The organism is Streptomyces himalayensis subsp. himalayensis (assembly GCF_013778455.1).
Classification (GTDB): Bacteria; Actinomycetota; Actinomycetes; order Streptomycetales; family Streptomycetaceae; genus Streptomyces; species Streptomyces himalayensis.
This window is the reverse complement of record NZ_JACEHE010000027.1, coordinates 1-12,367: the sequence shown is the minus strand read 5'-3', so window position 1 is coordinate 12,367 and position 12,367 is coordinate 1. Positions and strand designations below refer to the sequence as shown.

10 protein-coding genes and 1 tRNA gene are annotated in these 12,367 nt (G+C 71.2%); 8 read left to right on the top strand and 3 right to left on the bottom strand.

Annotated elements, in window-relative coordinates:
• Positions 1–72: 72 nt before the first annotated feature.
• A tRNA-Arg gene (locus H1D24_RS32215) sits at positions 73–148 on the bottom strand.
• Positions 149–455: 307 nt separating this feature from the next.
• On the opposite strand from H1D24_RS32215, the gene H1D24_RS43760 reads away from it, so the two are divergent.
• The 7 genes from H1D24_RS43760 (at position 456) to H1D24_RS32180 (ending at position 9,609) form a co-directional block, all read left to right on the top strand.
• On the top strand, positions 456–2,090 hold the full coding sequence (locus tag H1D24_RS43760) for a dynamin family protein (protein ID WP_181661261.1): 1,635 nt from the start codon (positions 456–458) through the stop codon (positions 2,088–2,090).
• Between the two features lie 5 nt (positions 2,091–2,095).
• On the top strand, positions 2,096–4,111 hold the full coding sequence (locus H1D24_RS32205) for a YfjP family GTPase (RefSeq protein ID WP_181661260.1): 2,016 nt from the start codon (positions 2,096–2,098) through the stop codon (positions 4,109–4,111).
• A gap of 176 nt (positions 4,112–4,287) precedes the next feature.
• The gene (locus tag H1D24_RS32200) at positions 4,288–4,824 is read left to right on the top strand and encodes a single-stranded DNA-binding protein (RefSeq protein WP_181661259.1); all 537 of its coding nucleotides are present in this window, start codon (positions 4,288–4,290) and stop codon (positions 4,822–4,824) included.
• Between the two features lie 199 nt (positions 4,825–5,023).
• A complete protein-coding gene (locus tag H1D24_RS32195) occupies positions 5,024–6,421 on the top strand; it encodes a Cys-Gln thioester bond-forming surface protein (protein ID WP_309484514.1) in 1,398 nt (465 codons plus the stop codon).
• 344 nt (positions 6,422–6,765) lie between these two features.
• Positions 6,766–8,430, top strand: coding sequence for an energy-dependent translational throttle protein EttA (ettA, locus tag H1D24_RS32190; protein ID WP_181661258.1), 1,665 nt, complete (start codon positions 6,766–6,768; stop codon positions 8,428–8,430).
• 7 nt (positions 8,431–8,437) lie between these two features.
• Positions 8,438–8,884: an acyl-CoA thioesterase gene (locus H1D24_RS32185; RefSeq protein WP_181661257.1), complete on the top strand. Its 447-nt coding sequence runs from the start codon at positions 8,438–8,440 to the stop codon at positions 8,882–8,884.
• Positions 8,881–9,609, top strand: a complete 729-nt coding sequence (locus H1D24_RS32180; RefSeq protein ID WP_181661256.1) for a DUF8010 domain-containing protein — start codon at positions 8,881–8,883, stop codon at positions 9,607–9,609. Before H1D24_RS32185 ends, H1D24_RS32180 begins: the two co-directional genes overlap by 4 nt.
• A 306-nt stretch (positions 9,610–9,915) precedes the next feature.
• On the opposite strand, the gene H1D24_RS32175 is transcribed toward H1D24_RS32180, so the two are convergent.
• Positions 9,916–10,320, bottom strand: a complete 405-nt coding sequence (locus tag H1D24_RS32175) for a globin (protein WP_181661255.1) — start codon at positions 10,318–10,320, stop codon at positions 9,916–9,918.
• 226 nt (positions 10,321–10,546) lie between these two features.
• Here H1D24_RS32175 and H1D24_RS32170 point away from each other — a divergent pair, with 226 nt between their 5' ends.
• Positions 10,547–11,548 carry a methyltransferase domain-containing protein gene (locus H1D24_RS32170; protein WP_374064454.1) on the top strand — a complete coding sequence of 334 codons (1,002 nt, stop codon included), beginning with the start codon at positions 10,547–10,549 and terminating at the stop codon, positions 11,546–11,548.
• 170 nt (positions 11,549–11,718) lie between these two features.
• On the opposite strand, the gene H1D24_RS32165 is transcribed toward H1D24_RS32170, so the two are convergent.
• On the bottom strand, positions 11,719–12,367 hold a 649-nt coding region (locus H1D24_RS32165; RefSeq protein ID WP_181661254.1), incomplete at its 5' end, for an FHA domain-containing protein.

The following is a 12,367-nucleotide window of genomic DNA, read 5'->3' as shown; positions in this document are numbered from 1 at the left end:
TCCGGCGCTGTTCTGATCTGGGTGCACGTGCCCTGACCAGCAAAAACGCCCTCCCGAAGGGAGGGCGGAGACTGGCGCCCCCGGCAGGACTCGAACCTGCGGCCAAGCGCTTAGAAGGCGCCTGCTCTATCCACTGAGCTACGGGGGCCGGGTGGTGGCCGGTGGCCCAGCGCCCTGGGTGGGGCTGACCGTGGCCTTGCCGGGGACAAGGATAGGGCTCCTGGATCCTTGACTCTCCTGCTTCTCCTCCGCGGTTCGATGTGGAGGTTCAGTGAAGCGGTCCCGATAATCGCAGGCAGGTACGAATCCTGCATCGCTTTTGGCCTCTCGCGCCCCGGGTGTTGTGCACTCGTTATGCCTGCGCCCCACTGGACCCTTGCGTCCCGGGGGTCTGATCGGCGCGCAGAAGCACCCATATGCTTCAGAAAGGCTCCAAAATTGGGCATTCTTCGCATGTGGTGACCTTCGACGTACGGCCTCAGTTGCTCGACGCACTCTCTGTCCTGCGCGACCGTGTCGCCGCCACGCGCTTTCCGCTGCCCGTGGCGGGGGCGGCACGCGCGCGTGCCAACCGGGAGGAACTGCTGCTGCAACTCGACGACTACCTGGTGCCCCGTCTGAAGGAACCCGAAGCGCCGCTGCTCGCGGTGATCGGCGGATCCACCGGGGCCGGGAAGTCGACCCTCGTCAACTCCCTCGTGGGGCGTCAGGTCACCGAGGCCGGGGTGCTGCGGCCGACGACGCGTACGCCGGTGCTCGTATGCCATCCGGACGACCAGCACTGGTTCAGCGGGAAGCGCGTACTGCCGCAGCTCGCGCGCGTACGGGCGACCAAGCAGGAGACGTGGAGGGGCAGACGGCCGCCCGCCAGGCCCGGGGGGCGGGCGCTGCGGATCGAGACCGTCGACACCCTGCCGCCCGGCCTCGCGCTCCTCGACGCGCCCGACGTCGACTCCCTCGTGGCCGAGAACCGGCTCCTCGCAGCCGAGCTGATCTGCGCCGCCGACGTGTGGGTCATGGTCACCACCGCCGCCCGGTACGCAGACGCCGTGCCGTGGCATCTGCTGCGTACCGCCAAGGAGCACAACGTGACGCTCGTCACCGTGCTGGACCGGGTGCCGCACCAGGTCGTCACCGAGGTGTCCCGGCAGTACGCGGCGCTGCTCACCAAGGCGGGACTCGGCGATGCGCCCCGTTTCACCGTGCCCGAGCTGCCCGAGTCCGCGGGGGGCGGCGGGCTGCTGCCCAGCACTGCCGTGGCACCCCTGCGCACCTGGCTCGTGCACCGCGCGCACGACATGGGAGCCCGCCGCCAGGCGATCGTCCGTACCGCCAACGGTGTCATGAACTCGCTGGGGGCGCGGATGCCCGAGCTGGCCGGCGCCGTCGCCGCACAGCACGCGGCCGCGCTGCGGCTCACGGCTGCTGTCGACGAGGCGTACGAAGAGGAGCACGCGCGCGTGCGGGGCCGTTTGCAGGCCGGGGCCGTGCTCGCGGGTGACGCTCTCAAGCGCTGGCGGGCCTACCCGCTGGACTGCACCCCGGAGGAGCTGCTCGACGCGCTCGTCGAGAGCCTGGGAACGCTGCTGCTGAACGCCGTGGCCGCGGTCGACGAGCGCGTGGAGGAGGCGTGGCGGCACGAACCGGGCGGCCTCGCTCCAGGGCTGACGGTCCGTGCCCCGGGGCTGGAGAACGCCGAACACCGGATCGGCATGACGGTACGACGGTGGCGGCGCGTCCTCGAGGAGCACGCCGAGGACGAAGTGCGCGGCCTCGATGCCGCACCGGATATGCGGCGGACGTCGCGTGGCGTCGCGCCGGACCCGGAGGCCGTCGCCGCTCTGCTCGCCACCGCGCTGCTGGGCGGACGCCGGGGCCGCTCGGCGGGCGAGAATCTGGCCGAGCGCATCGGGGCGCACGGGGCGCTCCGGCTGCGCGACCGCGGCGGGCGCCTGCTCACCAGCTACGTGGACAAGGTGCTCAGCGTCGAGCGCGAACGGCGCCTGGCCCCGCTCGACGCCCTCGGAGTGCACCCCGAACCCCAGGCCGAACTCATCGCCGCTCTGTCCGTCATGCAGAAGGAGAGGTGACCGCGGTGACCGCTGTCACTGACCACAGGGATCACTCCGACCCCACCGGCGGGTCGGGCGAGGCTCACGGTTCGGGCCCGTCCGGCACATCAGGGGCAGAGGGTGAACCGAACCCCGGCAGAACGTCCCGGGCCACCGGTCGCGACAGCGGGCACGCGCGCGTGGAGGACGACGATCAGGGCAGCGAGGACGCGCGCGGGAATCGGAGGCCGCGTGAAACCGACGGTGCCTGGGACGACGGGCTGATCGCGCGGCGCGTGTCCCAAGCGGGCGATGACGGAGCCGCCGGCGATACGGAGGGCGGAGCCGGGGGCGAGGGCGGCGCCCATGAGGGCCGTGGAGGTGCCCATGGCGGAGCGGAATCCCGTGGCGGTGCCGACGCCTCGCCGGGCAGCACCCTGTACGAAACGCAGCTACGGGGCCGGCTCGACTCACTGCGCGAGCTCATCGGGCTGTCCCGCACCCGGCTCGACAGGAAGACGCTCGCCGAGGCGGGCCGCGTCCTGGACGAGGCCGCCGCTCGGCGCAGACTGTCCGAAGAGCACACCGTGGTCGCCATCGCGGGCGCCACGGGCAGCGGCAAGTCGTCGCTGTTCAACGCCCTGGCGGGGGTGACGATCTCCGACGCCGGGGTGCGCAGGCCGACCACCGCGGCCCCCGTGGCGTGCAGCTGGACGGATGGTGCGGCAGGGCTGCTGGACCGCCTCGACATCCCCATGCGGCTGCGCCGCCGGCCCGCGAAGAGCCCGGACGGGGAGGCGCAGCTGCGCGGCCTCGTCCTGATCGACCTGCCCGACCACGACTCGGCCGTCGCCGCCCACCGCGAACAGGTCGACCGCATCCTCGCGCTCGTCGACGCGGTGATCTGGGTCGTCGACCCCGAGAAGTACGGGGACGCCGTGCTGCACGAGCGGTATCTGCGGCCTCTGGCAGGGCACGCGGAGGTCACCTTCGTCGTGCTCAACCAGGTGGACCGGCTGCCCGGCGACGCCGCCGAACAGGTGCTCGACGATCTGCGGCGCCTGCTCGACGAGGACGGCATCGCACTCGGGGAGTACGGCGAGCCCGGTGCCACCGTGCTCGCGCTGTCCGCGCTGACGGGCGAGGGCGTCGGCGAACTGCGCGACGCGCTCGACCAGTTCGTCGCGGAACGGGGCGCCGCCGTACGCCGTATCTCCGCGGATCTGGACGCCGCGGCGGCACGCCTGCGGCCCCTCTACGCGGCGGAGCGCCGCCCTGGGCTCAGCGAGGCGGCACGAGAGGAGTTCGCCGACCGGCTCGCGGAGGCGGTGGGCGCCGAGGCCGCCGGAGAGGCCGCGGAACGGGCCTGGACCCGCAACGCCAACAAGGCGTGCGGCACACCGTGGCTGCGGCTGTGGCGGTGGTACGAGGCCCGGAACGCACCGCTCGCGCTACGGCCCCGACCGGGTCCCCAGGCGCCGGTGGACGAGGAGGCCGCGGCACGCCAGCGCGTCGAGCAGGCGGTACGCATGGTGGCGAACAAAGCGGCGTACGGGCTGCCGGCACCGTGGGCTCAGGCGGTACGCGAGGCTGCGGCCCGCGGCGGTCAGGGGCTGCCCGAGGCGCTGGACGAGGTTGCGGTGACCGCCGGGCCGCCTGCGGGGCGGCCGCCGCGGCCCGGCTGGTGGCCGCTGGCCGTGCTGGTCCAGGCGTCGATGACCATCCTCCAGGTCATCGGCGGACTGTGGCTGCTTGGGCAGGTCATCGGGATCACCTCGCCCAACCTGGGGGTACCGGTGCTGCTCATGTCGGCGGGCATCGTGGGCGGCCCCTGCGTCGAACGGGCCTGCGGGGTTGCGGTACGCGGACCCGCGCGGCGATACGGAGCGGAGGCGGAACGGCGCCTCAGAGAGGCCGCCGCCGCCTGTGGCAAGGCGCATGTGCTCGATCCGGTGGGGGCCGAACTGCTGCGGTACCAGGAGGTGCGTGAGAAGTACGTGGATGTGATCGGGGTCGGCCGGACCGGCGGGGTGACGAAGTTGTCCACAACCAGCCGGTAGCCCACAGGTCTCAGCGGGCCCGGCCCGGCGGATGCACTCTGAGATCGCTGCGGTCGCCGGTGGATCCGGCGGACGGAGCCGCACAGCGAGGGTGCAGCCGTACGGGACGGGCCCGTGCGCGTATCCGCATATCCGCGTCGGCCGCCGGGGGCCGGGGGACTAGGGAGGGGTCAGGAATGAACGAGACCGTGGTGACCGTGGTGGGGAACGTGGCGACGACGCCGGTGTTCCGGGAGTTGCCGACCGGATCGGTGGCGCGCTTCCGGCTGGCGGTGACCGCACGCCACCGCGACCGTGTGAAGGAGACATGGGTCGACGGGCACACCAACTTCTTCACGGTGTGCGCCTGGCGGTTGCTGGGGGCCAATGTGATGGCGTCCGTGAACGTCGGCGACCCCGTCATCGTGCAGGGCAGGTTGAAGGTGCGGAACGAGGAGCGCGGCGGACAGCAGTGGATGTCGGCTGACATCGACGCGCTGGCGATCGGCCATGACATGTCGCGCGGGACCTCGGACTTCCGCCGCGGAGGGAAGCGCGAGACGGCACAGGCAGCACAGGCGACACAGAGCGAGGCGGCACAGGGGCAGCGGAGCCCCGCAGAGAGTGTGGGCGAGCCGCCTTTCGGCGCGGGTGCCGATGCCGTGGCCTCGCCCGAGCCGGTCTTCGAGACACAGGCCGTCCAAGTCGCGCCGGAGCCAGCGTCAGTGACGTAGCGTCACCTGTTTGTCGACGACGGTGGCAGTCGCCGTGTGGGCGATAACGATTCCGAGTCGGATCGGTTTATCCGACGGCATGACTGGGGATCACGTTGCGCCGCGTTCATAGGATGCCCGGCGTGGCCCGCGGGGCCATTGATTCTGCTGGTGGGACCGCACCCCCCATGTCAACGGGTCCCGCCTGAAGGGGAATTCTGTGTTTTCTGCGTTCTCTGTCCACAGGCGAGGTCTCGTCCGGCTCGTCGCCGCGGCCCTTGCGCCGGGGCTCGTGGCCGCCGGTGCCATGGTCGCGGCGACCCCGGCCGTCGCGGACGACGTCCCGCAGCACAAGGGTGGTGCGACCGCCACCCTCAGCGGGCTGAAGATCTACGGCCAGGCCGTCATCCGCGACAGCGGCGAGGAGCAGCAGGTCCCGGCGGGCCTCTTCGAGATGTCCGTCGACGACGGCGGCACTCTGCAGACGTACTGCATAGACATCCAGAACCCCACACAGAAGGACGCCGAGTACCAGGAGACGTCCTGGAGCGGCACATCGCTGGGCGAGAACTCCGATGCCGGCAGGATCCGGTGGATCCTGCAGAACTCCTACCCGCAGGTCAACAACCTCGCCGAGCTGGCCAGGAAGGCGGGAGCGAGCAGCCTCAGCGAGAAGGACGCCGCGGCGGGTACGCAGGTGGCGATCTGGCGGTACTCGGACGACGCGGACGTGGAAGCGGTCGACCCGGACGCCGAGAAGCTGGCGGACTATCTGCACAAGAGCGCGCGGAACCTGGCGGAGCCGAAGGGCTCGCTGACACTCGATCCGCCCGCCGTCTCCGGGCACCCAGGTGAGCGGCTAGGACCGGTCACTGTGCGGACCAACGCCGGCCGGGTCACCGTGACCCCGCCAGTGGACTCCGCGACGAGCGGTGTGACGGTCGTCGACAAGAACGGCAAGGCGGTCACCTCGGCGTCCGACGGCACCGAGCTGTACTTCGAGGTCCCCAAGGGCGCTGCCAACGGATCGGCCGCGCTGCAGGTGCAGGCGTCGACCACCGTGCCGGTCGGCCGTGCCTTCGCCTCCGAGACCCGGAGCCAGACCCAGATCCTCGCCGGCTCCAGCGAGTCCACGGTCTCCGCCACGGCGGCGGCCAACTGGGCGAACAGGGGCGCGATACCGGCGCTCTCGGCCGGGAAGAACTGCGCCAAGGGCGGCGTGGACATCACGGTGAGAAACGAGGGCGACGAGGCCTTCACCTTCGAGCTGATGGGCCTCGAGCACACCACTGAGGCCGGCCAGTCGCAGACGGTGACGATACCGCTGCAGGAGGACCAGGCGTACGACTTCACGATCAAGGGGCCGAACGGCCTCGAGAAGCGGATCAAGGGCGTGCTGGACTGCCGCACCGAGAGTGCTGCGGGCGATGACACGGTGCAGGTGGCGTCCGCGCCCAGTCCGGCGTCGGTCGGCGGCACCTCCGGCGGCAGCGACCTCGCGGAGACCGGCAGCTCCAACGCCACGCCGTTCATCGCGGGGATAGCGGTGGCCCTGGTCGTGGTCGGCGGCGCGGCGGTGTTCCTGGTACGGAAGAAGGAGACCCCGACCGATGAGTGAACCCCCGGCCGATGAGTGACCCCCCGGCCGATGAGTGACCCCCCGGCCGACGAGCGACCCCTGGCCGACGAGTGAACCCCCGGCCGACGAGTGAATCCTGGTCGAGGAGTGAACCGAGGTCGACCGGGGCGAATCGCGGCCCGAACGTGAAGTGAGGGCGGCGCGACCCTGGGTGACTTCCCGGGGCCGACGGCCCTTGCGGCCTGGGCATGTCCCCGTTGCGCCAGGGCCGCCGGGGGCATCATGCACCCGGCCCCGGCGTATCCGGTTTCCGTCGAGCGACGGCAGTACGGCAAGATGGGTGTATCTGCCCACTCCCAGATCCAGATGCCGGACGGTTTCTCTTGGCTGAGTTCATTTACACCATGCGCAAGGCGCGTAAGGCGCACGGCGACAAGGTGATCCTCGACGACGTCACCCTGAACTTCCTGCCCGGCGCGAAGATCGGCGTGGTCGGGCCGAACGGTGCCGGTAAGTCGACCGTGCTCAAGATCATGGCCGGTCTGGAGCAGCCGTCGAACGGTGACGCGTTCCTCGCGCCCGGCTACAGCGTCGGCATCCTGCTGCAGGAGCCGCCGCTGAACGAGGAGAAGACCGTCCTCGAGAACGTCCAGGAGGGTGTCGCCGAGATCAAGGGCAAGCTCGACCGGTTCAACGAGATCGCCGAGCAGATGGCGACCGAGTACACCGACGCGCTCATGGACGAGATGGGCAAGCTCCAGGAGGAGCTCGACCACGCCAACGCGTGGGACCTCGACGCCCAGCTGGAGCAGGCCATGGACGCCCTGGGCTGCCCGCCCGGCGACTGGCAGGTCACCAACCTCTCCGGTGGTGAGAAGCGCCGCGTCGCCCTGTGCAAGCTGCTGCTCGAACAGCCCGACCTGCTGCTCCTCGACGAGCCCACCAACCACCTCGACGCCGAGTCGGTGAACTGGCTGGAGCAGCACCTCGCCAAGTACCCGGGCACCGTCGTGGCGATCACCCACGACCGGTACTTCCTGGACAACGTCGCCGAGTGGATCCTCGAGCTGGACCGCGGCCGCGCCTACCCGTACGAAGGCAACTACTCCACGTACCTGGAGACCAAGCAGACGCGTCTGAAGGTCGAGGGGCAGAAGGACGCCAAGCGGGCGAAGCGTCTGAAGGAAGAGCTCGAGTGGGTTCGCTCCAACGCCAAGGGGCGACAGGCCAAGTCCAAGGCGCGCCTGGCCCGCTACGAGGAGATGGCCGCCGAGGCCGAGAAGATGCGGAAGCTGGACTTCGAGGAGATCCAGATCCCGCCGGGCCCGCGTCTGGGCAGCATCGTCGTCGAGGTCGAGAACCTGAACAAGGCGTTCGGTGACAAGGTCCTCGTCGACGACCTGAGCTTCTCGCTGCCGCGCAACGGCATCGTCGGTGTCATCGGCCCGAACGGCGCCGGCAAGACCACGCTGTTCAAGATGATCCAGGGCCTCGAGCAGCCGGACTCCGGTTCGATCAAGGTCGGCGACACGGTCAAGATCTCCTACGTCGACCAGACCCGCGCCAACATCGACCCGAAGAAGACGCTCTGGGCCGTCGTCTCGGACGAGCTGGACTACATCAACGTCGGCCAGGTCGAGATGCCGTCCCGGGCGTACGTGTCGGCGTTCGGCTTCAAGGGCCCGGACCAGCAGAAGCCGGCGGGGATCCTCTCCGGTGGTGAGCGCAACCGCCTCAACCTGGCGCTGACCCTCAAGCAGGGCGGCAACCTGCTGCTCCTCGACGAGCCGACCAACGACCTCGACGTCGAGACCCTGTCCTCGCTGGAGAACGCCCTGCTCGAGTTCCCGGGCTGCGCGGTCGTCGTCTCCCACGACCGGTGGTTCCTGGACCGCGTGGCGACGCACATCCTGGCGTACGAGGGCAACTCGAAGTGGTTCTGGTTCGAGGGCAACTTCGAGTCGTACGAGAAGAACAAGATCGAGCGGCTCGGTCCGGACGCCGCCCGTCCGCACCGCGCCACCTACAAGAAGCTGACGCGAGGCTGAGGCGCCCGTGGCCCGTCACATCTACAGCTGCCCCCTGCGCTGGTCGGACATGGACGCCTTCGGGCACGTCAACAACGTGGTCTTCCTCCGCTATCTGGAGGAGGCCCGGATCGACTTCATGTTCCGGCTGGCGCCGGGGGACGGCAGTCCTTCCTTCTCGGGCGGCTCCGTCGTGGCGCGCCACGAGATCGACTACGTGCGGCCGCTGGTGCACCGGCACGAGCCGGTGACCGTCGAGTCATGGGTGACGAAGATCAACGCCGCGTCGCTCACCATCGCGTACGAGATCAAGGACCCCGACCAGGTATACGTGCGGGCGTCGACGGTCGTCGTGCCCTACAACCTCGAGGCGCAGCGCCCGCGGCGGATCACCGCCGAGGAGAAGACGTACCTGCAGCAGTACCTGGAGGGCGAGAAGGCGGAGGGCGACAAGTCGGAGGCGCTCGCCGCATGACGGCGCCACCGACGCTGCACTTCGCCGATGCCGGGGAGGCGGCGGACCTGGCCGCCTTTCTGGCCCGGCTGATCCACTACGACCGCGCGGCCGCCGTGCGCCTCCAGGCGTCCGGGAACACGCTCGCCGTCTTCGGGCAGCCGCCGTCGTTCGAGGTCCTCGCGATCCGTACGGCGCGGCTCGCGAAGCCGTACGAGGGCGGGCCCGACGGCCCGCTCGACGCCACCGTCTCGGCGGGTGAACTCCTCGAATCCATCGACGAGAAGGCCGGCACGGCCGCCGTGCCGGCGACGGTCACCGGCCCGCCCTGGGCGGGCCTGCTCCCACCCCGCGGCGGCTGGCGGCAAGAGCCGGGACTGCCCGCGCCGGACGCCATCCGCTCCACGGTGGGCGGGGCGGTTGCCGAATTCAGGTCGCGGGTGGAGGAACTGACTCCCGGGCAGCGGACCCGCGCCCACCTCGACCGTATCGGCCGCGAGATATGGTCACGGCCGCTCGGCGACACGCACCTGCCGGTGCGGGCCGCCCACGCCGCACAGGCACTGGGTTTTCTGCGCCCCGTCCGCGCCACCGCGACCGCCACGGCCACGTCAGCGGCAGCGCCCGACGTGGCGCAGCAGATGGCGCTGCTCTCGTCGGGCGCATGGCTGAGGCTGCGGACCCCTTACGGGTCGATCGCGGTACGCAGGGCAGGACTCGGAGCACTGAACGTCAGCGTGCGCTGAGCCTCTGCGGCAGGGCCCATCGTGCGCATAGCCTCTGCGGCAGGGCCCATGCCGCGCGGCTCCCGGTACCGGGGAGCCCCGCGGCTCCCCGTCCCGAGGAGCCCCGCGGCTGCCCGTCCCCAGGAGCCTTGCCCCCCGGGCTGCTCAGCCGCCCAGCCGCGGCGGCCTCGGCCGCGAAGGCCGTCGCGCGGACGTGCCTCGCGCTCACGCTGCACAGCCGGCCCCGAGTCGCGATGTGCCTGACCGCGTCGCTCACCCTGCCACGCGCCCCAGGTCAGTCGTCCGAGACGGCGGTGATGCTGTCTGTCAGCCCGCCGTGTTCACCATCGAGGCCGCCGCATACGTGAGGTAGTTCCACAGCGTGCGCTCGTGTTCCTCGGAGAGGCCGAGTTCGTCGACGGCGACGCGCATGTGCTTCAGCCAGGCGTCGTGCGCGGCCCGGTCCACGGTGAAGGGGGCGTGGCGCATGCGCAGCCGCGGGTGGCCGCGGCGCTCGCCGTACGTCGTCGGCCCGCCCCAGTACTGCATCAGGAAGAGCGCGAGGCGCTCCTCCGCCGGGCCCAGGTCCTCCTCCGGGTACATGGGGCGCAGGATCGGGTCCTCGGCGACGCCCTGGTAGAAGCGGTGCACCAGACGCCGGAAGGTCTCCTCGCCGCCGACCTGCTCGTAGAAGGACTGCTCCTGAAGCGTGCCGCGCGGAATCTCGGTCACGTCGGTTGGCCTCGCAATGGGTCTCTCGTCGGCCCCCGGCCCGGTCGGCAGGGGGTCCGGGGCTCTCCCCCGGAATTGCAGCACGTATCCCATGGTCTCAGACACCCCGGCGGAGGACCGAGGGCTTAGGACCCGGCACCCCCGCCCTTGAGGACGCGCTCTCCAGGACGCGTCCATCGGTGGGTACGGCCTGGCCTCCCCGCCCGTGCCGCAGGACAGTGGGTGTATGGCCCCGAGCCTGCCGATGAACGAGGACCCCGCGTCCGTGGAAGCCGCCGCAGCCGCGGCACGGGCCCGGCTCGTGCGCGACATCGAGGCGAGCGGGGCCTGGGACGAGGACCCGGTCTGGCGGAGGGCGTTCGCGGAGGTCCCGCGCCATCTGTTCGTGCCGTACTACTTCGTGGGTGCACCCGAAACCGCACGTGGCTACGAACGGCTGTGGGGCGAGGACCCTGATCCGAAACGGCGCGCCCGCTGGCTGCGCGGTGCCTACGAGGACGGGCCGCTGGCCACACGGGTGCAGGACGGCCGGCTGGTGTCGTCCAGCAGCCAGCCGTCGCTGATGGCGAAGATGCTGGCCGAGCTGGGGGTGCGGGACGGCGACTCGGTCCTGGAGATCGGTGCGGGCACCGGCTACAACGCGGCGCTGCTCGCCCACCGGCTCGGCGACGATCACGTCACGACGATCGATCTCGAACCGGAGATCACGGAGTCCGCGCGCAGACATCTCGCCGCCGCGGGCTACCACCCGGTGGTCGTCACCGGCGACGGGGCGCGCGGCTGCCCCGAGCGCGCTCCCTTCGACCGGATCATCGCCACGTGCACCGTGACCTCGGTGCCGCGCCCGTGGATCGCCCAGTGCCGCCCGGGCGCCCGTATCCTCGCGCCGCTCGCGACGGGGCTGGTCGCGCTCGACGTACAGGAGGCCGGGCATGCCGAGGGACGCTTCCTGCACACGCCCGCGTACTTCGTGCCGTTGCGCGGCTCCGGCCGGCAGGAGACCGAGCCGCCACAGCCGGGCGGGCTGCCGCGCAGGGCCCTGCACAACGAGATGTTCCAGTTCCTGCTGGCGCTGTCCGCGGGCAGCCTCGATCCGATGGAGGCGCTCGCCCTGTGGCAGCGCGAGCGCCCGGGGCGTGAACGGTTCGGGATCACCGTCAGCGGCGACCAGGAGTGGGCCTGGCTGGACGACCCCGAAGGCCCGTACGCCTGGCCCATCCCGGTCTGAACCGGCGTCTTAACCGGTCTCTCCCGCTACGGAACGGTCTCTCCCGCTACGGACCGGTCTCTCCCGCTAGCGGACCGTCTCTCCCGCTACGGACCGGTCTGCGTCGCGACCGCTACGGAGTCGTCTGCGCCGCGACCGTGGCCCTCGGGGTCTCCGTCTGCTCTCCCCGGTTAACCCCGCCTGATCGTGATCGTCGTCCACGCGCCCACGTGCACCCGGTCGCCGTCCTGCAGCGGTACGGGGACGAAGGGCTGGATGGGCTCCTCGGCGCCGTTGACCGTGGTGCCGTTGGTGGAGTTCTGGTCGACGATCGCCCAGGAGCCGTCCGGCTGCTGCACGAGCACCGCGTGCTGGTGCGAGACGCCGGGGTCCTCCGGCGGCACCGACAGGTCGATGTCCGGGGTCTCGCCGGTGGAGTGGCGGCGGCGGCCGATCGTGATCTGGTTGCCGACGAGCTGACGCTGCTGCTCCGGCGAGTACGCGGGCAGGTTCAGCCCGGTGGCCTCGGGTCCCGAGCGCTGCATCATCGCCATGAAGTACTCGCGGTCGGGGCCGATCGTCGCGGTCCAGGTCGCCGGAGGCGCGTAGCTCGCCGGCGACTGAGTCTGCCCTGGCGGCTGCTGGAACGAGGGCGCGCCTGGCCCACCCGCGCCGCCGCCCGTGGTCGACGGCGGGGGGAGCATCCAGTCGTCGTCACCGCCGCCACCGAACGAGGGGCCGCCAGGACCGCCAGGCCCACCAGGTCCGCCGGGCCCAGTCGGAGCCGGCCCTTGCGGCCGCCCCGTCTCCTGCGGGAACGCGGGCGGGGGCGGGGGGTGA

Bases quoted from the DNA above. Each gene is read 5' to 3' on its own strand.
- H1D24_RS32170 (WP_374064454.1), top strand. From the start codon at position 10,547: ATGGCCCCGAGCCTGCCGATGAACGAGGACCCCGCGTCCGTGGAAGCC.
- H1D24_RS32200 (WP_181661259.1), top strand. From the start codon at position 4,288: ATGAACGAGACCGTGGTGACCGTGGTGGGGAACGTGGCGACGACGCCG.
- H1D24_RS32180 (WP_181661256.1), top strand. From the start codon at position 8,881: ATGACGGCGCCACCGACGCTGCACTTCGCCGATGCCGGGGAGGCGGCG.